Raw genomic sequence first — 24640 nt, forward strand, 5'->3', positions numbered from 1 at the left:
TCTACCTCAGTTTCAGGGTGGCAAGGCCGACCAGTACCAGAATCACGGTGATGATCCAGAAGCGGACAATCACGCGTGGCTCGGGCCAGCCCTTGAGTTCAAAGTGGTGGTGAATCGGCGCCATGCGGAACACGCGGCGCCCGGTCAATTTGAAGGAGGCCACCTGGATGACCACCGACAGGGTTTCCATCACGAACACACCGCCCATGATGAACAGCACGATTTCCTGGCGAACGATCACCGCGATGGTGCCCAGGGCCGCGCCCAGCGCCAGTGCGCCGACGTCGCCCATGAAGACTTGTGCGGGGTAGGTGTTGAACCACAGGAACCCCAGGCCCGCACCGATCAGTGCGCCGCAGAACACGATCAGCTCACCCGCGCCCGGTACGTACGGGATCAGCAGGTATTCGGCGAATTTCACGTTGCCCGACAGGTAGCAGAAGATGCCGAGTGCACCGCCGACCATCACCGTTGGCATGATCGCCAGGCCGTCGAGGCCGTCGGTGAGGTTGACCGCGTTGCTGGAGCCGACGATCACGAAGTAGGTCAGCACCACGAAGCCGATGCCCAGTGGAATGCTGGCGTCCTTGAGCATCGGGATGATCAAGGTGGTTTCGACTGCGCTTGGCGCCGTGGTGTAGAGGAAGATCGCTGCGGCAAGACCGAACACCGACTGCCAGAAATACTTCCAGCGGCTAGGCAGCCCCTTGGAGTTTTTCTCGATGACTTTGCGGTAGTCGTCGACCCAGCCGATGGCGCCGAACAGCAGGGTCACCAGCAGCACTACCCAGACGTAGCGGTTGTGCAGGTCGGCCCACAGCAAGGTGCTGATACCGATGGACGACAGGATCAACGCACCGCCCATGGTCGGGGTGCCGGATTTGGACAGGTGCGACTGCGGGCCGTCATTGCGAACCGATTGACCAATTTGCAGGTTCTGCAGAGTGCGGATCATCCACGGCCCCAGAAACAGCGACAAAGACAGCGCGGTCAGCACACCCAGGATCCCGCGCAGGGTCAGGTACTGAAAGACCGCGAAGCCTTTGTGGAACTGTTGCAGATACTCAGCCAGCAGCAGCAGCATTAATGTTTCTCCGTACTTGAGCCACACAAGGCCGCGACGACGTTTTCCATCACCGCGCTGCGCGATCCCTTGATCAAAATGGTTGTGTGTTTGTCTTGTTCAGCGGCACCCAACGCCTGGATCAGCTCGGCCTGGGTCGCGAAATGCCGCGCACCGGGCCCGAAGGCATTGACGGCGTGTGCCATGTTCGGCCCCACGGCGTAGAGGGCGTCGACTTTGCCGGCGGCATAAGCGCCGACTTCGCGATGGCCTTGCTCCGCCCAGTCGCCCAGCTCACCGATATCGCCCAGCACCAGCACCTTGCGCCCGGCGAAGCCTTTGAGCAGGTCGACAGCGGCATTGATGGAGGACGGGTTGGCGTTGTAGGTGTCATCAATCACGCGCATGCCATTGGTTGCCAGCTGCGCGACGGTGCGGCCCTTGACCGGCTGCACGGCACCCAGCCCGGTGGCGATACCGAACAGCGACACGCCCAGGGCGGATGCTGCAGCGGCAGCCGCCAAGGCGTTGGCGACGTTATGGTTGCCGAGCAGATTCAGTTGCACATGCTCGCTGCCTTGCGGGGTATGCAAGGTAAAGGACGGGCAACCACGGGCATCGACGCTGATGTTGGAGGCGTGGAAATCAGCCGCGGCGTTGAGCACGGAAAACGTCAGGACCTTGCGACCGGCGGCGCGTACACGCCAGGTGTCGAAGGCCTTGTCGTCCAGGTTCAATACCGCCGTCCCGGAGGCATCGAGGCCTTCGAGGATTTCACCCTTGGCTTCGACGATTTTTTCCGGGCCGCCGAACTCACCGACATGGGCTGTACCGGCGTTGCTGATGATTGCCACGTGGGGCTTGGTCAGCGCCACGGTGTAGGCGATTTCGCCGACGCGCGATGCGCCCAGTTCGATCACCGCCGCAGTGTGTTCCGGCGCCAGTTCGAGCAGGGTCAGCGGTGCGCCAAAATCATTGTTGAGGTTGCCACGGGTGGCGAGCACCGGTCCGCGCGTGCGCAGGATGCCGGCGAGCAGCTCCTTGACCGTGGTCTTGCCGCTGGAGCCGGTGACGGCCGCCACAGGCTGGGTAAATGCGGCACGGTTCAGCGCGCCCAATTGACCCAAGGCCAGTCGCGTATCGGCAACCAGCAATTGCGGGAGTGTAGAGTCCGCCACTTCGCGCTGCACCAAGGCACCCACGGCGCCTTTGGCGGCGACGTCATTCAGGTAGTCGTGGCCGTCGAAACGCGGGCCGGCCAAGGCGACAAACAGTTGCCCCGGCTTGATGTTGCGGCTGTCGATACTGACGCCGTCGAAGCTGCAATCGCTCGACAGTACACGGGCCGACAAGGCCTGGGTCAGTTCGCTGAATTTCATCGCCTTAAGCATGGGCGACCTCCCAGGCCGTCAAGGCGTGATCAGCCTCGACCAGATCGGAGAAGGCATGGCGTTCACCGTTGATTTCCTGGTAGTCCTCGTGACCTTTACCGGCCAGCACCACCACGTCATCAGCGCTGGCGCTGGCGATCAATTGGGCAATGGCTGCACCGCGACCGGCAACGAAGGCGGCCTTGGACGGATCTTTGAAACCAACGCGGATATCGTCGAAAATCTGGCTCGGGTCTTCGCTGCGCGGGTTGTCGTCGGTGACCAGCACGCCATCGGCCAGGCGCTCGACGATCTCGGCCATCAACGGACGCTTGCCGCGATCGCGATCACCGCCACAGCCGAACAGGCAGAGCAATTTGCCCTTGGCGTGCGGACGCAGGGCAACCAGGACTTTTTCCAGGGCATCCGGCGTGTGCGCGTAGTCGACCACCACCAACGGCTGCTTGCCGCCACCCAGGCGCTGCATGCGGCCGACCGGACCTTCCAGCTTCGGCAGCACGCGCAGGATTTCGTCCAACGCGTAATCCAGGCCGAGCAACGCGCCGACGGCGGCGAGGACGTTACTCAAGTTGAACCGTCCGAGCAGGCTGCTGCGCAGATGGTGTTCGCCTTGTGGCGTCACCAGCGTGGCGCGCACGCCTTCGTCATTGAACTGGGCGTCGCGGCAATACAGGTAGGCGCTGGCATCTTCCAGGCTGTAGCTGATCAGGCGCGACTCACGGTCTTCAGCCGCCAGCTGCCGACCGAATTCGTCGTCCAGGTTCACTACCCGGCACTTTAGGTCATTCCAGGCAAATAGCTTGGCCTTCTCGGCGGCGTAGGCTTGCATGGTGCCGTGGTAGTCCAAGTGATCGCGGGACAGGTTGGTCATCACCGCCACATCGAAGGCCAACGCGGCAACACGCCCCTGGTGCAGCCCATGGGACGAAACCTCCATGGCAACCGCCTTGGCACCGGCCTTCTTCAGGTCGGCCAGGGTCGCTTGCACGGCAATCGGGTTCGGCGTGGTGTGCAGGCCGCTTTGCAGCGCGCCGTAGAAACCGGTGCCCAACGTGCCGACGATGCCGCAATGCTGGCCCAACAGGTCCAGCGCTTGCGCGACAAGCTGGGTCACGCTGGTCTTGCCATTGGTGCCGGTCACGCCGACCAGGTTCAAGTGACGGCTCGGGTCACCATAAAAGCGCCCTGCAATGTCCGACAGCTGCGCAGCCAGGCCTTTGACCGGAATCAACGGCACGTCAGTGATCGGCAGCACGGTGGCGCCTTCGACTTCATAAGCTACGGCAGCCGCACCGCGCTGCAGGGCATCGGCGATATGCGCACGACCATCGTACTTGCCGCCAGGCACCGCCAGGAACAGGTCACCGGCGCGCACATTACGGCTGTCCAGGCTCAGCTCGCGGATCAACAGATCGCGACCGGCATGGGCAAAAATCTTGTTCAGGCTAAGAGACATCAGCCGCGCCCTCCATTGGCTTTTACAGCAGCGGCCGGTGGTCCGGCGTTCGCTTGTTGGGTCGGCGGCAGATTGTCCGGCGTGATGTTCATCAGGCGCAGGGTGCCGGACATCACTTTGCTGAACACCGGTGCCGAGACCAGGCCACCGAAGTAACCGGCTTTGCTCGGTTCATCGATGACCACGACGATGGCGTAGCGTGGATCGCTCATCGGGCCGAAGCCTGCGAACAACGAACGGTAGGAGTTTTCGGCGTAGCCCTTGGTGCCCACCGAGGTCTTACGCGCAGTACCCGACTTGCCGGCCACGTGATACGCCGGCACCTGGGCACGGAATACGCCGCGCGGTGCTTCGATCACTTGTTGCAGCATGCCTTGCATGGTCTTGGCGACGTTTTCCGGGATCACCTGGGTGGCTTTCGGCGCCTCGTCGACATGGATCAGGCTCAACGGAACCATGCGGCCGTTGTTGGCCAATACAGAGAAAGCGTGCGCCAATTGAATCGCCGTCACCGACAGGCCGTAGCCATAGGAAAGCGTGGCCGTCTCGGCCTTTTTCCAGTCGCGGTAGTTGGGCAGGTTGCCGACACGCTCGCCTGGGAAGTCCAGGCCGGTAGGCTGGCCGAGACCGATTTTCTGTGCCAGGTGGTAGATGGTCTCGCCGCCGATATCGAAGGCGACCTTACTCATGCCCACGTTACTGGAGTTGATCAGGATACCTGTCAAATCCAGCACCGGACCTTCGGTACGGGATACGTCACGAATGGTGTATTTGCCCAACTGCAAGGTACCCGGATACACCTCGACCTTGTCGCTGGGTTTCCAGCGCCCGGTTTCCAGGGCAGCACTCATGGAGATGGCTTTCATGGTCGAACCCGGCTCGAACACGTCGATCATGGCGCGGTTACGCATCATCGCCGGTTGCAGGTTGCGACGGTTGTTCGGGTTGTAGGTCGGCTGGTTGACCATGGCCAGGATCTCGCCGGTCTTCACGTCCATGATCACCAGGCTGCCGGCCTTGGCGCCGTTCTCGATGATCGCGTTACGCAGCTCGCGGTTGGCCAGGTATTGCAGGCGCAGGTCAATGGACAACGCCAAGGGCTTACCGGCCTTGGCGTTTTTGGTGACCTGGACATCCTTGATCAGTCTGCCGCGCCGATCCTTGATGACTTGTCGTTTGCCGGGAACCCCGGCCAGCCATTCATCGTAGGCCAGTTCCACGCCTTCACGGCCGTGGTCATCGATATCAGTGAAGCCCACCATATGCGCGGTGGTTTCACCGGCCGGGTAGAAACGACGGAATTCCTCGATGCCATACACACCGGGGACTTTAAGGTCGAGCACCTGCTGGCCTTGCTCGGGAGTCAGGCCGCGAACCAGATAGATGAATTCTTTGTTGGCCTGGGCTTCCAGGCGTTCAGCCAAGGCTTTCGGGTCCTGGCCGAGGGCGGCGGCGAGTGCCGGCCAGCGGTCCTTGGCCACCTGCAGCTCTTTGGCGTTGGCCCACAGGGTCGTCACCGGCGTACTGACGGCCAGGGGCTCGCCGTTACGGTCGGTGATCAGGCCGCGGTGTGCAGGAATAGGAATATGACGCAGGCTGCGGGCATCGCCCTGACCGATCAGGAAGTCGCGGTCGACCACTTGCAGGTCGATGATCCGCCAGGCGATCGCCCCCACCATCAGTGCCAGCAAGCCGAGCACCAGGCGGAAGCGCCAAGGGTAGAGTGCGCCTTCGAGTTTCATCATGGCGCCACCATCCGAACTTCGGCCGCGCCCGGGATGTGCATCTTCAGCTGTTCGGTGGCCAGCACTTCGATACGGCTGTGGGCGGTCCAGGTGCTTTGCTCCAGGATCAACCGACCCCATTCTGCCTGGGCCTTATCGCGCACGCTCAACTCCCCGTAGAGGGTGTTGAGCAACTGGCGGTTCCAGTGGGCGCTGTAAGACACCGCAATCGCGGACACCAGCACGCCGACAAACAGCAGCAACATAAAGAAGCTGCCGCCCGGGAGGGGCTTGGCGAAAAGCTTGCTCACCGCAACTTCTCCGCAACACGCATGACGGCACTGCGGGCACGCGGGTTGGCCTTGAGTTCGGCTTCGGAAGCGAACTGCGCTTTGCCATGGATTTTGATTTTCGGCACAAAGGCTTCGAAACGCACCGGCAGGTTGCGCGGCAGGTTATCGGATTCGCCCTTGACCAGGCGACGCATGAACAGTTTGACGATGCGGTCTTCCAGGGAGTGGAAGCTGATCACCACCAGGCGACCGCCCACTTCCAGCGCCTCGAGGGCCGCCTCGAGGCCAGCCTCCAGGTCGCCCAATTCGTTGTTGACGTGAATGCGCAGGCCCTGGAACGCGCGAGTTGCCGGGTTCTTGCCCTTTTCCCACGCGGGGTTGGCGACTTTCAGCACCTCGGCCAGATCGGCAGTGCGCTCGAACGGCTGGATTTCGCGGCGCTCGACCACGGCACGCGCCATGCGACCGGCGAAGCGTTCTTCACCGTATTCCTTGAAGACACGGGCGATTTCTTCCACCGGTGCGGTGGCGATGAACTGCGCGGCACTGACACCCCGGGCGGGGTCCATGCGCATGTCGAGCGGACCGTCGTTCATGAAACTGAAACCGCGCTCCGGGTCGTCAAGCTGTGGCGAGGACACGCCCAGGTCGAGCAAAACCCCGGCCACCTTGCCCGCCATGCCGCGCTCGGCAACTTCGGCACCCAGCTCGGCAAAGCTGCGCTGCACAACGACAAAGCGGCCGTCTTCGGCCGCTAGCGCTTGCCCGGTGGCAATCGCTTGAGGGTCTTTGTCGAACCCGAGGAGCTTACCGTCGGATCCGAGCTGGCTGAGTATCAAGCGGCTATGCCCGCCCCTGCCAAAGGTGCCATCCAGATAGCAGCCATCCGCGCGTACGGCGAGAGCCTCAACGGCTTCGTCAAGCAGTACGGTGATGTGGTTAAAGCCGCTATCAATAGTCACAGGATCAAATCACGCAGTTCATCAGGCATCGCGCCCGGTTGTTGAATAGCAGCCAGGTCAGCTGCAGAAACAGCATCCCAGGCATCTTCGTCCCACAATTGGAACTTGTTCAGTTGGCCGACCAGCATTGCGCGCTTATCGAGCTTGGCGTACTCGCGCAAACGCGGGGGCACCAGGAAACGACCACTGCCATCGAGTTCGAGGTCGACGGCATTACCAATCAGCAATCGCTGCAGACGGCGGTTTTCTTCACGCAATGAAGGCAAGGCGCGCAACTTGGTTTCAATCAACTCCCACTCATCGAGGGGGTAAACGCACAAACAAGGGTCAACGGCATCGATGGTGATGATTAACTGTCCGGAACTTCGCGAAATGAGCTCGTCACGATACCGGCTCGGCATGGCGAGACGGCCTTTTGCATCGAGACTGATAGCGTTAGCTCCGCGAAACACAGATGCGTTTCTCCAAATTTTAGCGTTTTACGTTCAAAAAACCCACTTTGTGCCACTTTCCGCCACTTGCGCACACTATAGGAATGCGCCCACCACACCGTCAAGGCGCGGATTCAAGGAAAAGCCTTACAGAACGGAGATTTAGGAGCGTAAAAGGAGGAGAAACCAGAGTTCGGCGATGTTTTGGGCCCAGCAAGCGCAGTTAGCTCAAAGAGCTATGGCTTAAAGTTAAAGTGATTTATTAAGAGTAAGATTTTTTTGGTATTACGAAGATGCATCTGCCAATGATTCGGCAGGGAGGGATTCTTGCGTTATTACCGGGTTTCTGCCCGAGATTCGGACAAAAGGAAAAAGGTGGAGAGTCGATCTGTAAGCCGGGTTCTGTCTTGAACAGTCATTCGTCTACGATGGCCATCACTGGACATCTTTAGCAACCTACCCGGTCCCAGCGCGGGCCACGCCTTGGGACCCTATTTGGTCTTGCTCCAAGTGGGGTTTACCTAGCCACGAACTGTTGCCAGACGTGCGGTGCGCTCTTACCGCACCTTTTCACCCTTACCGGCACCGAAGTGCTTAGGCGGTTATTTTCTGTGGCACTTTCCGTAGGCTCACGCCTCCCAGGCATTACCTGGCACTTCGCCCTATGGAGCCCGGACTTTCCTCCCCCCCCTAATTTTCATAGAGGGCAGCGACTGTCCAATCGACTCTCCGCCGCGCAGGTTAACGGCACGGCGGCTTGAGGACAAGTATTAAAGTGCAGCATTGCCATCACGTTCAGACGGAATACAGGATTACCTGCGGAACTATTCGGTTTTCTGTTTATCCAGCGCAACTTGATACAACAGGTTCTTGCGCACCCCGGTAATTTCCGCTGCCAGGGCTGCCGCGCGCTTGAGTGGCATTTCCTTGAGCAACAAATCGAGGATGCGCATCGCCTCACTGCCCACGGCGTCGTCCGCTTCCGGCGCAGTCCAGCCTGCCACCAACACCACGCACTCGCCGCGCTGCTGGTTACTGTCACCCTCGACAAAGGCGCGCAGCTCTTCAAGCGGCAGCCCCTTGAGGGTTTCGAAGGTCTTGGTCAGCTCACGGGCGAGCAGCGCCAGGCGCTCGCCGCCGAACACCAGCTCCATGTCCTGCAGGCATTCGAGAATCCGATGAGGGGCTTCGTAGAAGATCAGGGTGCGCGGCTCTTCCTTCAAGGCCTGAAGACGCGCACGCCGCCCGACCGCCTTGGCGGGCAGGAAACCCTCGAAAATAAAGCGGTCGGACGGCAACCCCGCCGCGGATAATGCAGCGATCAGCGCGCACGCTCCCGGAACAGGCACTACATTGATACCAGCGGCCCGCGCCTGGCGGACCAAGTGATAGCCCGGGTCGGAAATCAGCGGTGTGCCCGCATCGGAGATCAGCGCCACGTCGTCGCCGGCCAGCAAACGCAAGATAAAACGGCTGCCTTCCTCGCGCTCGTTGTGCTCGTGGCAGGCGGCCAATGGCGTGCTGATACCAAAATGCTGCATCAAGCGCTGGGAGTGCCGCGTGTCTTCGGCCGCGATCAATTTAACCTCGCGCAACACTTTCAGCGCCCGGGCACTGATGTCGTCCAGGTTGCCAATGGGCGTCGCCACGACAAAAAGCGAGCCTGCAGTGGAATTCAAAGGACCTGGAGCAGTCAAAACGCACACCTCGATGGTTGGCAAAAGCCATATTGTAGCGCGTAGGCGCTTTGAAAAAATGCCATCAAGGCCGATGCCTTTTCAGCCGTCGACGCCCGACAGCAACATTTGCACCACCTAAATCGACGGTTTCACGCCAGTAACATCGCGCCTGGGCCAGTGCTTGGGTACAATTCCACGCTAATTTGATCGGTATCAGGAACACTTACATGATCGCTTGCCTGCGGCTGCTCTCCGCCCTCTGCCTCGCTGCCTTGCTGGCCGCTTGCGCCAGCTCGCCCTCGTCCAGCCTTGGCGACCTTCCACGGACCCCGGACGCCAGTATCGAGCAACTGCTCGAACAGGCCACTACCGCCAAGACGCCAGAAAAGGCCGCATTGCTGCGCCTGAGTGCGGCTGACATGGCCTACAAGCAGAACAATCCTGGCCGCTCGGCGCAGATCCTTGCGCAGGTGCCACTGGACGTCCTCAAGCCAGCTGCGCAAGTCTTTGCCAGCACCCTGGCCGCTGAGCTGGCGATGGCTCGCAACCAGCCCAAGGCTGCGTTGACGGCCCTCAACCATCCGAGCCTGCAAAGCCTGAAGGACCTGCCGGCCGAACAGCAGATCCGCACCGGCAGCGTGCACGCCCGCGCTTATGAAGCCGATGGCCAGACGTTGGCCGCCGCCCGCGAACGCGTGGCCATGGCCCCGCTGCTGACCGGTGACGCCGCCCGCAGCAACCACGAAGCCATCTGGACGTTGATCGCCGCCCTGCCGGCCGAACAGCTGCAAGCCAGCGGCAACCCGGTGCTCGACGGCTGGATCACCCTGGCCCAGTCGGTTAAGGGCGCCGGTACGCTGGAACAGCAGCAAGCGGCCATCGACACCTGGCGCGCGCAGAACCCGGGACACCCGGCGGCCGTGCAGCTGCCGACGCCGCTGACCAAGCTCAAGGAGCTGGCCAGCCAGCCCTTGAACAAGATCGCCCTGCTGCTGCCACAGGACGGCCCGCTGGCCGGTGTCGGCAAGGCGTTGCGTGAAGGTTTCATGGCCGCGCACTACCAGGCTGAACAAGCCGGGCAGAAGCCGCCTGTCATCGAGTTCTATGACAGCTCGCGCCTCACTTCCCTCGACGACTTCTACGCCAAGGCCCAGGCTGCCGGCGTGCAACTGGTGGTCGGCCCGCTGGAGAAGCCACTGGTCAAACAGCTGAGCGCACGCCCGCAATTGCCGATCACTACCCTGGCGCTGAACTACAGCGAGACCGATCAGAGCCCGGCGCAACTGTTCCAGTTCGGCCTCGCGGCTGAAGACGAAGCTCGCGAAGTGTCGCGCCGCGCCCGCGCTGACGGCCTGCACCGCGCTGCCGCCATGGTGCCGCGTGGCGAATGGGGCGAGCGTGTCTACAAGGCCTTCCGCCAGGATTGGGAAGCCAACGGCGGCACCGTCGTCGGTGTCGAGTATGTCGACCAGCCTGTTGCCCTCGCCCAGCAAATTGCCGACTTGTTCCAGCTGCGTAAAAGCGAAGGCCGCGCCAAGAGCCTGCAAAGCACTGTGGGCACCGACGTAGCGGCACAGCCGTCGCGTCGCCAGGACATCGAGTTCATCTTCCTGGCCGTGACCCCGCAACTGGCCCAGCAGATCAAGCCGACCCTGAACTTCCAATATGCCGGTGACGTGCCGGTGTACGCGACCTCCCACGTGTTCAGCGCCAGCGGTGACAAGAACCAGTACCTGGACATGACCAACGTGATGTTCTGCGAAACCCCTTGGCTGCTGAACACCACCGACCCACTGCGCAACCAGGTTGCCGCGCAATGGCCACAAGCCAATGGCAGCCTCGGCCGCCTGTATGCGATGGGTGTCGATGCCTACCGCCTGGCGCCGCGCCTGGGTCAGCTGAAGGCGCTCCCGGATACCCGCGTTGACGGCCTTTCGGGCAGCCTGGGCATCAACACCAACCAGCGCGTTGACCGCCAGATGCCGTGGGCCAAGTTCGTCGGTGGCGATATCCAACGCCTGCCGGACACCCCGCGCTGATGCCCGAGCGGTCCCGCGCGCAAAGCGGCAAGGATGCCGAACTTCAAGCTCTGAAACATCTGCAACAACAGGGTCTGCGCCTTCTGGCGCAGAACTGGTTATGTAAACGCGGCGAGCTTGATCTGGTCATGCTTGACGGCGATACAGTAGTATTCGTCGAAGTCCGCTACAGAAAACACGCACAATGGGGTGGCGCGCTCGCCAGTATTGACGGGCGCAAGCGTCAGAAGCTGATACTCGCCGCGCAGTTTTTCCTGCAGAAAGAGCATCGCTGGGCCGATTCCCCCTGCCGTTTCGATGTGGTTGCCATAGAAAGCACACCGTCGGGTTCTGCTGATCTGAGATGGCTCAAGAGTGCCTTCGACAGCTGATTCACCGGACATCTTCACCACACACTTTTGCTCTTTGCTTTGCGGGCTGCACATTCCTGTGCCAAACAGCCGCGCTACTTAAGGTCACACAGATGGACATGCAATCCCGAATTCGCCAGCTTTTCCAGGCCAGCATCGACACCAAGCAACAGGCGATGGAAGTACTTGCACCGCACATCGAGCAAGCCAGTCAGGTCATGGTCAACGCCTTGCTCAACGAGGGCAAAATGCTTTCGTGCGGCAACGGCGGTTCAGCCGGCGATGCCCAGCATTTCTCGTCCGAACTGCTCAACCGCTTCGAGCGTGAACGCCCGAGCCTGCCGGCCATCGCCCTGACGACCGACTCGTCGACGATCACCTCGATCGCCAACGACTACAGCTACAACGAAATCTTCTCCAAGCAGATCCGCGCCCTGGGCCAACCGGGCGATGTGCTGCTGGCGATTTCCACCAGCGGCAACTCGGCGAATATTATTCAAGCGATCCAGGCCGCACATGACCGCGAAATGATTGTCGTAGCATTGACCGGACGCGATGGCGGCGGCATGGCCTCGCTGCTGCTGCCTGAAGACGTGGAGATTCGCGTCCCGGCCAATGTCACCGCACGTATTCAGGAAGTCCACCTGCTGGCGATCCACTGCCTGTGCGATCTGATCGACAGCCAACTGTTCGGGAGTGAAGAATGACCGTTAAACGTCTCAGCCTATTGGCTATTGCGCTGTGCCTCGGCATCAGCGGTTGCAGCACGGCCATCACCGCGACACGAGACACCCCCATTCAGGATGACAAGGGTACCCGCACCTTCGGCAGCAAGATTGATGACTCGCTGATCGAAACCAAGGTCGAAGTGAACGTCGCCAAGGCCGCCACGGACCTGGGCAACGGCGCCTCGCGCATCGTCGTCACCAGCTTCAACGGTGTGGTGCTGCTCGCTGGCCAGACCCCGCGCGCCGACCTCAAGGCCCAGGCCGAACAAGCGGCGTCGGCCGTGCAGCGGGTCAAGAAGGTCCACAACGAATTGCAGGTCATGGAACCGATCACCCTGCTGGCCATCAGCAACGACGCCCTGCTGACCACCAAGATCAAGGCGCAGATGCTCACCGACAATGCGATCCCCGGTTCGCGCATCAAGGTCGTCACCGACAACGGTATCGTCTACCTGATGGGCCTGCTGACCCAGGCCGAAGCCACTCGCGCAGCCAACCTGGTGCAAGGCGTGTCCGGCGTGCAAAAAATCGTGAAGGTGTTCGAGTACATCGACTGATGTAACCGACAGCCACAAAAAAGGGCGCCGTGCATTGACTGCACGGCGCCCTTTTTATTGGCGAAAGTTTACTGGTACTGCGAGTACGGGTTGCCCTGGAACTGGTTGTTCTGCTGCGGCGCTTGTTGCTGGGCACCTGGCTGACCGTATTGCTGGCCAGGGATCGGGCCGAGGTTCACTTCGACGCGACGGTTCTGGGCACGACCGTTGACGTCGGCGTTGCTGGCAATCGGGTTATCCGGGCCGGCACCGCGGGCACTCAGGTTGGTCGGGCTCACGCCTTGCGAGGTCAGGTAGTTGGCCACGCTCTGCGCACGACGCTGGGACAGATCCATGTTCAGCTGGCGGCTGCCGGTGCTGTCGGTGTAGCCAACGATCTGAATGGTGTTCTGGTTGAACTGCTTGAGCGAGTTGGCCAGGTTATTCAGCGGTTGGTAAAAGCTGCTGGAGATCGCATCCGAGTTGGTGGCGAAGGTGATGTTGCCCGGCATGATCAGCTTGATCTGGTCACCCTGGCGCTGAACTTCAACCCCGGTGTTGGCCATGCTCTCGCGCAGTTTCTTTTCCTGCTGGTCGGCGTAGTAGCCGTAGCCTGCAGCGCCGATACCGGCGATGGCGCCACCGATCAGTGCGCCCTTGCCACGGTTGTTATGGTCGATGGCCGCACCTGCCAATGCGCCTGCCAGGGCGCCCAGGCCACCGTACTTGGCGGTCTTGCTGATACCGCCGGATTCATTACTCGCCTGTCCCTGGCTGCTGCCGTCATAAGGATTAGGTGAAGCGCAGCCGGATAACAGGGCTACGACAGTAGCGACAACAAGCAGACGACGCGAAGTGAACATGAGGGGAGCTCCTACTTTTGCATTCTGTGGTGCAAAGGACATTGGCAATGGACCTGTGCCGAGTTTGGAACACGACAGCCGGTAAAAATTCCGCGACCACGTGCGGGCCTGGAACAAAACATTGGCCACCATCGCCGCTACAGAAACCGTAGCAGACGGTTCCTGAATGCGACCTGTGTTTTTTGCTACAACGTTTGCCCGCTAAAGGTCAGCCATGCCTTTGGGATTAGTCCTTCACGCCCTTACAAACGGGTTCTCGCGCATCTCATCCCCCAGGCGCGTATCCGGTCCATGCCCCGTCACCACCGTCGCACCTTCGTCGAGTGTGTAGAGTCGCTGCTTGATCGAACGCACGATCGTTGCCTGGTCACCGCCCCACAAGTCCGTGCGGCCGACTCCGCGCCGAAACAGCGTGTCGCCGGCAATCAGCAGCTTGGCTTCCGCAAACCAGAAACTCATCGACCCCGGCGTGTGCCCCGGCGTATGCAGAGCCACACCGCAACCGCAGGCCAGCTCTTCGTCATCGGCCAGCCAGCGGTCCGGCGCGGGCACCGGGGTGTAGGGCACACCAAACATCTGGCATTGCATTTCCAGGTTGTCCCAGAGGAATTGGTCCTCCTTGTGCAGATGCAGGGTGGCGCCGGTTTTCTCTTTCAACTGGCCCGATGCCAGGAAGTGATCGAGATGAGCGTGAGTGTGGATGATGCTCACCACTTTCAGGCCCAGCGCATCGAGACGTGCCAGGATCAATTCGTGATTGCCGCCCGGGTCGACCACGATGGCCTTTTTAGTGACGGGATCGCCGATGATGGTGCAGTTGCACTGCAACGGGCCGACGGGAAAGGTTTCGCGGATGAGTGTCGGCTTGGGGGTGTTCATGGCGGGCCTCTGGTGCAAGTGCAAGGTGATGTTCTGATTGCACTATTAAAACAGAATGGCGCGGCGGCGCAGCCGAACGCGAGCAAGCTCGCTCGCCACAGAACGCTTGCTCACCCTGACAGGCTCGGTCGGCAGGAAGCTGGATTCTTTACCCAATCAGCCTCAATTCCTGCGCCCGCGCCACCGCCTGGGTGCGCCGCTCTACCCCGAGCTTGCTGTTGATATGGCTCGCGTGGGTCTTGACCGTGTGCAGGGAGATGAACAATCGGTTGCTGATTTCCTGGTTCGAACAGCCCTGGGCGATCAATTGCAGGACCGCCAGCTCGCGGGCGCTCAAGGTTTCGTGGTTGGGTGACGCCTCGACCACAATGACCGCCGGCAACCGGGCCAGGAGGCTCTGATTGAGCAAACCGTGGGGATCCTTGCCGACTTGCTCGCGCATCCAGTCCGGGTGGTTTTCCAGCAGCCGCTGGAACGGTTGCAGAGCACCGCCCGCCCCCGCCTCGAGCGCCTGTGCCACTATCGGTCGAGCCTTGGCCTCGTCGCCGTTCTCGAGCAACAACTGCGCCTGTTGAGTCAGGGCCATCAGGGCAATCATCTGGCGCCCGCTGTTGTGGGCCTGTTGCGCCAACGCCTCAAGCCGTTGCAGCGCCGCCTCGGGCTGATGGCGAGTGGCATCCAGTGCAGCCTGTTGCAGCCCGATATGTTGCGGCAAATGGGGATGAAACTCCGGCGCCGCAGCGGCGTGTTCACCGTTGTAGGTTTGCCCCAGGCGCGTCAGCCAGGCGTCAGCCAGGTCGGTGCGACCCTGGGCCAGCCAGAGTTCGCATTTGATCAGGGTAATCATCGCCAGGTAGTAGATCGGCGGCACGTCCCAGATGTGCATCAGGCGTTCGGCTTCGGCGAGTTCGGCGAAGGCCTTGGGGAAATCCGCGCGGCGCCCTTCGAAACTGGCGATCACACAATGTCCGATCAGCACACTGATGTCGCGGCACGCACGGGCCTCGGCGAGACCGGCACGCAGGCGAGCCAGGCCGGCCTCGGGCTCGAACCGGACCAGCAACAGATAACCTTCATAGAGCGATAACCGCGCGCGCACCGCATAAAGCCGCTGTGGAGCCAGCCCGTGCAGGCGCTGCAGGCCTTGGCGAACTTCATCCAAAGACCGCAGGATTTCACCGCGCGCCTGCAGTACCCGCGCGCGGTCGTAATGCGCCAGCGCCTCGAACAGCGGGTTGCCGACGCGCTGCGCCAGCTCCAGCGACTCGCGATTCAAGCCGCGCGCGCGCCACAGGTCGGCGTCGACGATGGCCAGGTTCGAAAGGGTCGACAGGCACATCAGCCGTTGGCCATAACGGCGTTGCGGCAGGCTTTCCAAGGCTTCGCTGCAATAACGCTGGGTCAGCTCGCGATCGCCCCGCCCACGCGCGATGATCCCGCTCAGCGCCAACCATTGGGCCAGCATCGATTTCTGCGCGGTTGCCGACGGTGCCGGCAGGAAACGGCTGAGGTAGCTCGACAACTCTTCCGCCGCGTCCAACTGGCAGGCCAGGCCCAAGGCCCAGCTGTAGAGCACGATCAAGCGCGGCGTACTGATCAACAGGCTGTCGGGCAAGTCCATTTTCCAGCGCAGCAGCATGCCGACATTCTGCTCGGCCAGCAGCTGCTCCTCGGACAGGTTCTGTACCAGGTTGGCGGCCACATCCAGATGCCCTGCGCGCAGCGCCTGCTCTACCGCCTCGTCGATCAAGCCCTGGGCGTTGAACCAACGGCAGGCACGCAGGTGCAGGCTGGCGGCAGGCAGCACATTGCTGCTGGCACGGCGGGTGCGCAGCAGGTCGGAGAACAGATGGTGATACCGGAACCAATGGCCCTGCTCATCCAGCGGCACCAGGAACACCTGGTGGGATTGCAGGTACCGCAGGATTTCAGCGCTGTCGTGGGCTTCGCGCACCGCGTCGCACAGCTCGCTGCAAAAGCGCTCCTGGGGGGCGGTGTCGAACAGGAAGGCCTGGACTTCGGCCGGCAAGCAATCGATCACCTCCTCCAACAGGTAATCGCGAATCAGCCCTTCACCGCCATGCAGGCTTTGCGGCAAGGCGCCTTCACTGCCGGCTTCGGACGCAGCCAGCAACCAGAAACGCAGGCCGGCAACCCAGCCCTCACTGCGGCGGATCAGGTTGTCGAGGGCCTCGCCGCGCAATGAACTGCTGTGGTGGTCCAGCACGGCCAGGGATTCGGCATGGGTCAGGCGCAAATCCTGTTCATGCAACTCGAGCAAGTGCCGCGACAGGCGCAGGCGCGCCAAATGCCAATCCGGCCGCTGGCGACTGGTGACCAGCACCACCAGCCCATCAGGCAAATGATTGAGGAAAAATTGCAGGCAGCGGTCGAGCACCGGGCCCTGGGCCAGATGGTAGTCATCCAGCACCAGCAACAGCGGTGCACGGCTGGACAGGTGTACGGTCAGTTCATCGAGCAGGCCATCGAGCCACTCTTCAAAGGCGAAAGGTTGGTGACGCTGGCGCATCTTCAGCAGGCCCAGGGATTGGGCGCCAAGTTGCGGGAAGAATTGCTGCAAGCCATCGAGCAGGCGCTCGAGGAAACGCCCGGGGTCATTGTCGCGCGGGCTCAGGCCCAACCACAGGCTTTGCCAGTGAGCAGGCAAGTCCTGGCAGAACTCCACCGCCAACGAACTCTTGCCGAACCCCGCTGGTGCGCTGACCAAGAGCAGGCGACCTTCCAGCCCAGCAGCCAGGCGTTCGCACAAACGCGGTCGCAGCACGTAGCCGTCAGGCAGCGGTGGCCTGTAGAAACGACCTTCCAGGGTCGGGATTACCGCGCTGGCAGGCCCTTGGATTCGGGACAGATCAGTCATCGCCGGGCTCTTGTAGAAGGCTGTTGTCGGCATTGCAGATGTCCGCAGACTAGCGGTAAAAGCGGCAGGTTTGTAGATCTTTGCAACAAATGACTGAAAAGAACTGCGACAAAAAATCTCACCACAAAAAAGCAGGAGCTGGCTTGCCGGCGATGCAGGCGCCTCGGTCTGTCAGTTGCACCGAGGGGATGCTATCGCTGGCAAGCCAGCTCCTACACGGGGCCGGCTTCCCTATCGAGGGATTGCTTGGGCTTAGCGAACACCATCCTGGCGCAGGGCTGCGGGAGTGAAGTCGCTGGTGGTGGCGGTGAAGCCGAAGTCATAGGCCTGCTTCTCTTCGTTCTTCATGCCCAGGGCCAGGTAGCGGCCGGACTGCAGGTCGTAGAGGGTTTCCAGGGCGTACCACGGCACTTGCTTGTCGTAGTAGTTCTCGGCATGCGCTTCGGCGACGCGCCACAGTTGGCCACGACCGTCGTAGTGATCGATGACCGCGGCTTGCCAGGTGTCTTCATCGATGAAGAAGTCACGCTTGGCATAGATGTGGCGCTGGCCTTCCTTCAGGGTCGCAACCACGTGCCACACGCGGCGCAGCTCGTAGCGTGCCAGGTCCTGGTTGATGTGGCCGGCCTTGATGATGTCGGCATACTTGAGCTTCGGATCGTCGATCTTGTAGCTGTTGGAGGCGATGTAGATTTCCTTCTTGCCTTCCAGTTTCCAGTCGTAGCGATCCGGCGCACCGTTGTACATGTCGAGGTTGTCGGAGGTACGCAGGCCGTCGGCGGCGGTACCCGGGCCGTCATAGGACACTTGCGGCGCCCGGCGCACACGGCGCTGACCGGCGTTGTAGACCCACGCCGAGCGCGGCTCCTTCACCTGGTCCAGGGTCTCGTGCACCAGCAGCACACCACCGGCCAGACGTGCCGGCGCGGTCACTTGCTGCTTGAAGTAGAACAACACGTTGCCCGGATTCTTCGGATCGAAATCCTTCATCTTGTCGCGGAATACGAACTGGTCTTTGAAGTACACCAGGCTGAACGAGCCGTTGGTTTGCGGCGTGGCCTGGGTTACCAGGCGGGTCACGCTGCCGCCGCGATAGCGGGTGATGTGGTTCCAGATGACTTCCACGCCGCTTTTCGGGATTGGGAACGGAATCGCGGTTTCGAAGTTTTCCAGGCCGTTGCCGCCGGACACCAAGTTGGTGGTGGTGGCGTTCTTCTTGATGGCGGCGAACACATCAGCCGGCACGGTGGCGCCGCGATGAGTCGGGTAGACCGGCATCTTGAAGGTGTCCGGATAACGCTTGAACATCGCGTATTGGCCAGGCGCCAGCTTGTCTTTGTACTGCTCGACGTTCGCCGCGGTGATGGTGAACTGCGGCTGTTCACTGGCGTAAGGGTTGGCCAGGAAACCACGCGCGTCGACAGCGCCGGCGTTGGTCGGCAATGGTGTCCACTTCGGAATGGTGCCCGCCGCGTTACCGGCCATCTCGGCCCCCATCGGCGTCAGGGTCGTACCCAGCTTGGCCGCTTCATCCGCCGAGACTGCCGCCATGACGTTGCTCGCCAGGATCGACAGCCCAAGCACACCCACGTGCAACAGACTTTTAGTTATTTTCATGTTCTGGTTCTTCCTGAAAATACAGTGTGCTTAGAAGTTCACGCCGAGGCTGAGCGCAACAAAATCGCGGTCATTCACCGTAGTGAAATCGCCACCGAAGAAGTTGGTGTAGTTGAGGCTGGCGGTGTAGGTGTTCTGGTATTCGGCGTCCAGGCCAAGGCTCACGGCTTTGCGGCCTTCTTCAAAGTTGGCGCCCGGCCCAGGAGAGTAGCCCTTGACGTCATGGGACCATGCCACGTTCGGTTTGAGGTTCACACCCGCGAAGACATCCGGGTATTCCCAGATAGCCCGACCGCGATAGCCCCACGAAGTGGCTGTGGTGAAACCATCATTGTTGCAGTTGGTGTTCAGCCCGTTGGCATTACCCAGGCCGGCGCCTTGGGCAGTCGAGAGGTTCAATGCCGCACAGGCATTGTTAGGCAACGAACCCGGACCGAAGACAGGGTCGCGACCGTAACGTACGTCCGACTTGCTCTCCAGCCCGCCCACATGGGTAACGCCAACTTCACCTACCAGCGTCAAGCGGCTGGCACCCATGACTTGGTCGAAGAAGTGAGTAAACGTTGTTTGGAACTGGCTGATCTCTTTGCGGCGATAGCCATGCAAGTCCTGCCCCGGGCTGCCGTTGAGCAACGAAGCATTGCCCAGTACCGGCCCACCAATAGGTTTAACGCCGGCGAACAGGATATCCGTAGAGTTCAACTGTACGGGCGCGTTAGGGCGGTAGCTCAACTCACCGCTCCAGGCAGTACCTGTAGGAAGCGTGGTAGAGAAGCTCAAGCCATACAGACGGATATCTTCCGGGTACTCGATGAAGTAGTTGGAATTACCCGCGACAACCAAGGGCCGCAATTGTGGCGGCAGCCCAGGTGTAGGGCCGGTATAGGCCGATTGCGGTGCGCCCTGGGCACTGAAAATCGGCGCACGGCTGTGATAATTCATAAAGTAGGCGCCGAACTCTGTGTCCAGCGGCTCGAAGTTGTAATGGAACGCGACCCCGAACTGTCCGCTGTCACGGGCATCGCGGTCTGGACCGCGACGAACCAGCACGCCCTCGTTGTTGACGTCCACACCTGCTGCTGCCAACCCTGGGTTGAGTGCTGCCGGCAACGTACGACGGCTGTTCAGCACGCGCAGGTTGTCCTTGCAGCCATCGGAAACGATGTCCGGCTGCGAGAAAAACGTACCGCAGTTGTCGGTAACCGTCTGGTCCCACTCCAACTGATAGAACGCCTCCGCCGAAAGGTTATCGGTCAGTGTCTGCGACACATAGAACATGTTGACCGGAATCAAACCTTCCTTGACCTCAGCCCCCGGACGACGGAATGCAGACACATCGATCGGGTTGATGGAGTTGATGCCGCCACCGATAAAGGTACTTTCGCCCCAACTCACTACCTGCTTACCGAACCGCACGCTGCCAGGTTGATCGGCAATCGCGTAGTTGTGGTAGATGAACGCGTCGAGAATCTGTCCACCCGAGGATTTCGCACCCTCTTTACGGTTGTTGTCGCTGATGTCCTTGAACTCGCGGCTTTCATCCTTGAGTTCGAAGTCATACCAGTACTTGCCACGCACAAATACGCCGGTATCGCCGTATTTCAGCTCCAGATCATGGATACCCTTGAAAATTTTCGAGAACGTCTCACCACGCTTGAAGTTCAAGTGGCCGTCATCGGATGTCTGGGACAGACCATTGCCACCATTGTTGGCACCAATGAGATCCTGGTTGGGCTTGGCTGTCGACCAACTGGCCCCCACGGAAAGAGACGAGTCAAAACTCCCTTCGATTTCACCGATATTGAAACTGACGCCGAATGCGGGCCCGGCGAGCGTAGAGGCGAGACTGACGGCCAGGGGCAACTTCGCCCGGCGCCAGAACTGGTTTACTGAGGTCATCGACGCTACTCCATGTGCATTATTGTTATGGCAGTGAGTTCTTTCTGTGATGCGTGTAACGGCCGGAATACAACGATTCCAATGCCGCTCGGCAACCGGGCCCCCATGGCCCGAAGCGGAACATCCGTGAAAAACTCTGGAAGGGACTATAGCCAGCAGGGGGTAGCGCTTGATCCCTCTAAAGTGTGATTTGCATCACCAACCCGTCTGCCACAACCCTTTCGCCATGTCGGCGAGGGCCGACGCGGCAAGGATGGCTGAAAATTGGCAAATCACAAGTGAAGGCGCGAGATAGAGCATTGCCGTGCCTTTTGGGCACGGCCAAGCGGCTCAGAGGGTGGACAGGAACGTACTGTTGTTCGCCTGCCATTCAATGATGTCGATGCGGATACGTTTTTTGTCGAGTTTGCCGACACTGGTCTTGGGAATTTCCGTAACAACGGCGATCTGGTTCGGAATCGCCCACTTGCTCAAATGGCCCAGTTCCACGAACGGCTTGAGGTGTTCCTTGAGTTCACGGGCCCCTATCACATGGCCATCACGCACCACCAGCAACGCAAACGGGCGCTCGCCCCACTGCGGGTCGGCGATGCCCACCACCGCTACTTCGCGTACCGCCGGGTGCCGGCTGACCAGGTCTTCGAGGGCCAGGGAAGAGATCCACTCGCCGCCGGTCTTGATCACGTCCTTGATGCGGTCGCGGATATCGATCACGCCGAAGGCATCCAGCGTGGCCACGTCGCCCGTGTGCATCCAGCCACCGGCCCACAGCTCGGCCCCCTTCTGCGGCTCGTTGAAATAGCCTTCCGAGAGCCACGGCGCGCGCAGCACCAACTCGCCCTGGGACTCGCCATCGGCCGGCAGGAAATTCCCGTCACCGTCGATGATCGCCGCCTCCACCAACGGCCCGGGTACGCCGGCCTTGATGCGATACGTGGTGCGCTCGTCCTCGGTGCCCGCCATCAGCTCTTCGTTGAGGTGGGCGCAGGACACCAGCGGGCCGGTCTCGGACATGCCGTACGCAGCGGTCAGCTGAATCCCGCGTGCCTTGGACGCTTCATACAGCGAACGGTTGAGGGCGCTGCCGCCGATGACGATTTTCCAGCCAGCAAAATCCACGCCCTGGGCAGCCTTGGCGTTGAGCAGCATCTGCAGGATGGTCGGCACACAGTGGGAGAAGGTGACCTTTTCCTTGCGCCACAACTCCACCAGGTATTCGGGGTCGTAGCGGCCGGGATAGACCTGTTTCAGGCCGAGCATGGTCGCCACATACGGCAAGCCCCAGGCATGCACGTGGAACATCGGCGTGATCGGCATGTACACATCGTTGGTGCCGAGCAGGCGCACGCTGTCGACGCTGCCCATGATGGTCGCCACGCCAATCGTGTGCAGCACCAACTGGCGATGGGTGAAGTACACGCCTTTAGGGTTACCGGTGGTACCGGTGGTGTAGAAGGTAGTGGCGACGGAATTTTCGTCGAAATCCTGGAAATCGTACTTCGGGCTGGCGGCCGCCAGCAGGGTTTCGTACTCGCCAACCAGGTGGGGCAGTTCGGCGGTTTTCGCGTCGCCGTCGGTGAGCAGCAAGGTTTTGTCGACGGTAGTGAGCTGCGAGGCGATAGCCTGGTAGAGCCCCACGAACTCGCTGTTGACCAGCACGAAGCGGTCCTCGGCGTGGTTCATGGTGTAGAGAATCTGTTCCGGCGACAGCCGCACGTTGATGGTGTGGATCACCGCGCCGATCATCGGGATGGCGAACATGCATTCCAGGTAACGGTGGCTGTCCCAGTCCATCACCGCCACGGTGTCACCGGCCTTGACCCCGGCCTCGGTCAATACGTTGGCCAGGCGGGCAACCCGTTCGGTCAGGGTCGGGTAGGTGTAGCGCAGTTTGTCGCGGTAGACGATCTCCCGGGTCTTCTCGTAACGGGTACCGGACATCAACAGGCGCTTGATCAACAGCGGGTACTGGTAAGCGCCTTCGGCGGGCGGGATAACACGGGTCTGCAACATAAGAATCCCTTTAATGACTGCACGGTCTTGGCTTGTAGGCCTGCACTTTAGAGACCTTATGTTTCAGCCAAATCAGCCAAAGGAATGATTTGCAGACCCCAATGAATGCTAGCTTTGCGCCAGCATTCGGCTTATTTCATGCTGGTGAATGCCAGCTTCACCCCAATCGCAATCAACACCGCGCCCATGGTCCGATCGAACCAGTGCCCCATCCGCGCAAAACCTGCGCGCACGCGCTGCTGGCTGAACAGCATCGCCACCAGGCAGAACCACAGCGCCGTCGCTACCGCCAGGTACACGCCGTAACCGGCCTGGATCGCCAGCGGCGTGTGCGGGTTGATCACCACGGTGAACAGCGAGAGGAAGAACAGCGTGGCCTTGGGGTTCAAGCCATTGGTCACGAAACCTGCGGTAAACGCGCCGCGCGGGGTGCGCTCACCGGCTTCACGGTGCAGCTCGCCCTCGGCGGCAGGCTTGGCCGGCTGCGCGCGCAGGGCCTTGAAACCGATGTACAACAGGTAGGCCGCCGCCGCCCATTTGAGCGCGTTGAACAGCACGATGGACTGGGACACGATCAAACCGATACCGAGCAGCGAATACCCCACGTGCAGGAAAATCGCCGAGCCCACCCCCAGCGCGGTCCAGGTGCCGGCGCGACGGCCGTGGGTAACACTTTCGCGCACCACCACGGCGAAATCCGGGCCAGGGCTGGCCACCGCCAACAAGTGAATCAAGGCCACGGTCAAAAACTCGGCGACGTACATACTCACTCCATTAAGTAACTGATTATTTCATCTGATAGGCTCGGCAGATTACGCCTTCGAACTCAGTCGCAAAAGGTACAGTTGATGACGAACAATCGCCGCGCCGTCTTCCTTGATCACCCGTCCCTGGACTTGGGGGACCTTGACCTCAGTGAGTTGCGCAACACCTTCAGCGAATTGCAGCTGTTCACCGACACCACGCCCCAGAACGTGGTCGAGCGCCTGCAGGGCGCCGACGTGGTGATCAGCAACAAAATCGCGCTGAGCACCGAAACCCTGGCGGCGTGCCCGCAACTCAAGCTGATCCTGGTGTCGGCCACCGGCACCAACAACGTCGACCTTGAGGCCGCCCGCGCGCATGGCATCACCGTGAGTAACTGCCAGGGCTACGGCACGCCGTCAGTGGCACAACACACGATCATGTTGCTGCTCAATCTGGCGACGCGCTTGAAGGACTATCAGCGAGACGTGGCCGCCGGCAAATGGCAGCAAGCCAAGCAGTTCTGCCTGCTGGACTACCCGATTGTCGAGCTGGAAGGCAAAACCCTCGGCCTGCTGGGCCATGGCGAGCTGGGCAGCGCGGTCGCACGCCTGGCCGAAGCCTTTGGCATGCGCGTGCTGCTCGGCGCGATCCCGGGCCGCCCTGCCCGCGCCGACCGCGTGCCGCTGGATGAATTACTGGCGCAGGTCGACGCGCTGACCCTGCACTGCCCGCTCAACGAGCACACCCGCGACTTTATCGGCGCCCGCGAGCTGGCGCTGCTCAAGCCCGGCGCGTTCATCGTCAACACCGCGCGCGGTGGCTTGATCAACGAGCAGGCCCTGGCAGACGCGTTGCGCAGCGGTCACCTGGGTGGCGCGGCGACCGACGTATTGAGCGTGGAACCGCCGGTCAACGGTAACCCGCTGCTGGCCGGTGATATCCCTCGGCTGATCGTCACCCCGCACAATGCCTGGGGCAGTCGCGAGGCGCGCCAGCGCATCGTCGGGCAACTGACGGAAAACGCCCGGGGCTTTTTCAGCGGCGCCCCGCTGCGCGTTGTGAGTTGATAAACTGCGCCCCTTTTCAAGGAGC

20 protein-coding genes and 1 other RNA gene are annotated in these 24640 nt (G+C 61.2%); 5 read left to right on the forward strand and 16 right to left on the reverse strand.

Annotated features, from left to right (window positions below; genetic code table 11):
- Position 1: 1 nt before the first annotated feature.
- From mraY to rsmI, 9 genes are all read right to left on the reverse strand, one after another.
- Complete coding sequence (mraY, locus tag NTD80_RS27360) at positions 2-1084, reverse strand: phospho-N-acetylmuramoyl-pentapeptide-transferase (protein WP_003171875.1); 1083 nt, start codon at positions 1082-1084, stop codon at positions 2-4.
- On the reverse strand, positions 1084-2454 hold the full coding sequence (gene murF, locus NTD80_RS27365; protein WP_262135570.1) for a UDP-N-acetylmuramoyl-tripeptide--D-alanyl-D-alanine ligase: 1371 nt from the start codon (positions 2452-2454) through the stop codon (positions 1084-1086). Before murF ends, mraY begins: the two co-directional genes overlap by 1 nt.
- Entirely contained in the window at positions 2447-3910 is a 1464-nt protein-coding gene (locus tag NTD80_RS27370; protein ID WP_106805131.1) for a UDP-N-acetylmuramoyl-L-alanyl-D-glutamate--2,6-diaminopimelate ligase, read from the reverse strand. Before NTD80_RS27370 ends, murF begins: the two co-directional genes overlap by 8 nt.
- Positions 3910-5652 carry a peptidoglycan D,D-transpeptidase FtsI family protein gene (locus NTD80_RS27375; RefSeq protein ID WP_262135580.1) on the reverse strand — a complete coding sequence of 581 codons (1743 nt, stop codon included), beginning with the start codon at positions 5650-5652 and terminating at the stop codon, positions 3910-3912. The genes NTD80_RS27370 and NTD80_RS27375 overlap by 1 nt, the downstream gene beginning before the upstream one ends.
- Positions 5652-5945, reverse strand: coding sequence for a cell division protein FtsL (gene ftsL / locus NTD80_RS27380; protein WP_003188663.1), 294 nt, complete (start codon positions 5943-5945; stop codon positions 5652-5654). The genes NTD80_RS27375 and ftsL overlap by 1 nt, the downstream gene beginning before the upstream one ends.
- Positions 5942-6889, reverse strand: a complete 948-nt coding sequence (gene rsmH / locus NTD80_RS27385; protein ID WP_410017439.1) for a 16S rRNA (cytosine(1402)-N(4))-methyltransferase RsmH — start codon at positions 6887-6889, stop codon at positions 5942-5944. The genes ftsL and rsmH overlap by 4 nt, the downstream gene beginning before the upstream one ends.
- Entirely contained in the window at positions 6886-7341 is a 456-nt protein-coding gene (gene mraZ, locus NTD80_RS27390) for a division/cell wall cluster transcriptional repressor MraZ (RefSeq protein WP_003171868.1), read from the reverse strand. The genes rsmH and mraZ overlap by 4 nt, the downstream gene beginning before the upstream one ends.
- Before the next feature lie 354 nt (positions 7342-7695).
- An RNA gene (gene rnpB / locus NTD80_RS27395) (RNase P RNA component class A) lies at positions 7696-8049 on the reverse strand.
- Positions 8050-8144: 95 nt separating this feature from the next.
- Positions 8145-9017: a 16S rRNA (cytidine(1402)-2'-O)-methyltransferase gene (gene rsmI / locus NTD80_RS27400; RefSeq protein ID WP_262135571.1), complete on the reverse strand. Its 873-nt coding sequence runs from the start codon at positions 9015-9017 to the stop codon at positions 8145-8147.
- Positions 9018-9226: 209 nt separating this feature from the next.
- Between rsmI and NTD80_RS27405 the strand changes: the two genes are divergently transcribed.
- The 4 genes from NTD80_RS27405 to NTD80_RS27420 all read left to right on the forward strand — a co-directional run bounded on the left by NTD80_RS27405 (position 9227) and on the right by NTD80_RS27420 (position 12673).
- Complete coding sequence (locus NTD80_RS27405) at positions 9227-11038, forward strand: penicillin-binding protein activator (protein WP_262135572.1); 1812 nt, start codon at positions 9227-9229, stop codon at positions 11036-11038.
- Positions 11038-11409 (forward strand): YraN family protein, encoded by a 372-nt coding sequence (locus tag NTD80_RS27410; protein WP_065900802.1) that lies wholly within the window; start codon positions 11038-11040, stop codon positions 11407-11409. Before NTD80_RS27405 ends, NTD80_RS27410 begins: the two co-directional genes overlap by 1 nt.
- Before the next feature lie 92 nt (positions 11410-11501).
- Positions 11502-12095 carry a phosphoheptose isomerase gene (locus NTD80_RS27415; RefSeq protein WP_007972584.1) on the forward strand — a complete coding sequence of 198 codons (594 nt, stop codon included), beginning with the start codon at positions 11502-11504 and terminating at the stop codon, positions 12093-12095.
- Positions 12092-12673, forward strand: coding sequence for a BON domain-containing protein (locus tag NTD80_RS27420; RefSeq protein ID WP_065900799.1), 582 nt, complete (start codon positions 12092-12094; stop codon positions 12671-12673). Before NTD80_RS27415 ends, NTD80_RS27420 begins: the two co-directional genes overlap by 4 nt.
- A 68-nt stretch (positions 12674-12741) precedes the next feature.
- Here the strand turns inward: NTD80_RS27420 and NTD80_RS27425 are convergent, their stop codons facing one another.
- The 7 genes from NTD80_RS27425 to NTD80_RS27455 all read right to left on the reverse strand — a co-directional run bounded on the left by NTD80_RS27425 (position 12742) and on the right by NTD80_RS27455 (position 23565).
- Positions 12742-13515 carry an OmpA family protein gene (locus NTD80_RS27425; protein WP_065900796.1) on the reverse strand — a complete coding sequence of 258 codons (774 nt, stop codon included), beginning with the start codon at positions 13513-13515 and terminating at the stop codon, positions 12742-12744.
- A 234-nt stretch (positions 13516-13749) separates the two neighbouring features.
- Positions 13750-14394 carry an MBL fold metallo-hydrolase gene (locus NTD80_RS27430; protein WP_065900793.1) on the reverse strand — a complete coding sequence of 215 codons (645 nt, stop codon included), beginning with the start codon at positions 14392-14394 and terminating at the stop codon, positions 13750-13752.
- Positions 14395-14542: 148 nt separating this feature from the next.
- Positions 14543-17272 carry a LuxR C-terminal-related transcriptional regulator gene (locus NTD80_RS27435; RefSeq protein WP_262135573.1) on the reverse strand — a complete coding sequence of 910 codons (2730 nt, stop codon included), beginning with the start codon at positions 17270-17272 and terminating at the stop codon, positions 14543-14545.
- 252 nt (positions 17273-17524) lie between these two features.
- On the reverse strand, positions 17525-18889 hold the full coding sequence (locus NTD80_RS27440; RefSeq protein WP_065900787.1) for a DUF1329 domain-containing protein: 1365 nt from the start codon (positions 18887-18889) through the stop codon (positions 17525-17527).
- A 30-nt stretch (positions 18890-18919) separates the two neighbouring features.
- Positions 18920-20788 (reverse strand): DUF1302 domain-containing protein, encoded by a 1869-nt coding sequence (locus NTD80_RS27445; protein WP_065900783.1) that lies wholly within the window; start codon positions 20786-20788, stop codon positions 18920-18922.
- Positions 20789-21118: 330 nt separating this feature from the next.
- Positions 21119-22801 (reverse strand): fatty acid--CoA ligase, encoded by a 1683-nt coding sequence (locus NTD80_RS27450; protein WP_065900780.1) that lies wholly within the window; start codon positions 22799-22801, stop codon positions 21119-21121.
- A gap of 131 nt (positions 22802-22932) precedes the next feature.
- Positions 22933-23565, reverse strand: a complete 633-nt coding sequence (locus tag NTD80_RS27455; protein ID WP_025855566.1) for a LysE family translocator — start codon at positions 23563-23565, stop codon at positions 22933-22935.
- An 84-nt stretch (positions 23566-23649) separates the two neighbouring features.
- On the opposite strand from NTD80_RS27455, the gene NTD80_RS27460 reads away from it, so the two are divergent.
- Entirely contained in the window at positions 23650-24615 is a 966-nt protein-coding gene (locus NTD80_RS27460; protein ID WP_065900777.1) for a 2-hydroxyacid dehydrogenase, read from the forward strand.
- The last annotated feature ends 25 nt before the right edge of the window (positions 24616-24640 follow it).

The sequence above is a fragment of the Pseudomonas sp. 13B_2.1_Bac1 genome (genome assembly GCF_025466155.1).
Classification (GTDB): Bacteria; Pseudomonadota; Gammaproteobacteria; order Pseudomonadales; family Pseudomonadaceae; genus Aquipseudomonas; species Aquipseudomonas aylmerensis.

What these genes read in the sequence shown, in the direction of transcription:
- mraY (WP_003171875.1), bottom strand. Translation starts at nt 1,084, where the DNA reads ATGCTGCTGCTGCTGGCTGAGTATCTGCAACAGTTCCACAAAGGCTTC.
- murF (WP_262135570.1), bottom strand. Translation starts at nt 2,454, where the DNA reads ATGCTTAAGGCGATGAAATTCAGCGAACTGACCCAGGCCTTGTCGGCC.
- NTD80_RS27370 (WP_106805131.1), bottom strand. Translation starts at nt 3,910, where the DNA reads ATGTCTCTTAGCCTGAACAAGATTTTTGCCCATGCCGGTCGCGATCTG.
- NTD80_RS27375 (WP_262135580.1), bottom strand. Translation starts at nt 5,652, where the DNA reads ATGAAACTCGAAGGCGCACTCTACCCTTGGCGCTTCCGCCTGGTGCTC.
- NTD80_RS27405 (WP_262135572.1), top strand. Translation starts at nt 9,227, where the DNA reads ATGATCGCTTGCCTGCGGCTGCTCTCCGCCCTCTGCCTCGCTGCCTTG.
- NTD80_RS27410 (WP_065900802.1), top strand. Translation starts at nt 11,038, where the DNA reads ATGCCCGAGCGGTCCCGCGCGCAAAGCGGCAAGGATGCCGAACTTCAA.
- NTD80_RS27415 (WP_007972584.1), top strand. Translation starts at nt 11,502, where the DNA reads ATGGACATGCAATCCCGAATTCGCCAGCTTTTCCAGGCCAGCATCGAC.
- NTD80_RS27420 (WP_065900799.1), top strand. Translation starts at nt 12,092, where the DNA reads ATGACCGTTAAACGTCTCAGCCTATTGGCTATTGCGCTGTGCCTCGGC.
- NTD80_RS27425 (WP_065900796.1), bottom strand. Translation starts at nt 13,515, where the DNA reads ATGTTCACTTCGCGTCGTCTGCTTGTTGTCGCTACTGTCGTAGCCCTG.
- NTD80_RS27430 (WP_065900793.1), bottom strand. Translation starts at nt 14,394, where the DNA reads ATGAACACCCCCAAGCCGACACTCATCCGCGAAACCTTTCCCGTCGGC.
- NTD80_RS27435 (WP_262135573.1), bottom strand. Translation starts at nt 17,272, where the DNA reads ATGACTGATCTGTCCCGAATCCAAGGGCCTGCCAGCGCGGTAATCCCG.
- NTD80_RS27440 (WP_065900787.1), bottom strand. Translation starts at nt 18,889, where the DNA reads ATGAAAATAACTAAAAGTCTGTTGCACGTGGGTGTGCTTGGGCTGTCG.
- NTD80_RS27445 (WP_065900783.1), bottom strand. Translation starts at nt 20,788, where the DNA reads ATGACCTCAGTAAACCAGTTCTGGCGCCGGGCGAAGTTGCCCCTGGCC.
- NTD80_RS27450 (WP_065900780.1), bottom strand. Translation starts at nt 22,801, where the DNA reads ATGTTGCAGACCCGTGTTATCCCGCCCGCCGAAGGCGCTTACCAGTAC.
- NTD80_RS27455 (WP_025855566.1), bottom strand. Translation starts at nt 23,565, where the DNA reads ATGTACGTCGCCGAGTTTTTGACCGTGGCCTTGATTCACTTGTTGGCG.
- NTD80_RS27460 (WP_065900777.1), top strand. Translation starts at nt 23,650, where the DNA reads ATGACGAACAATCGCCGCGCCGTCTTCCTTGATCACCCGTCCCTGGAC.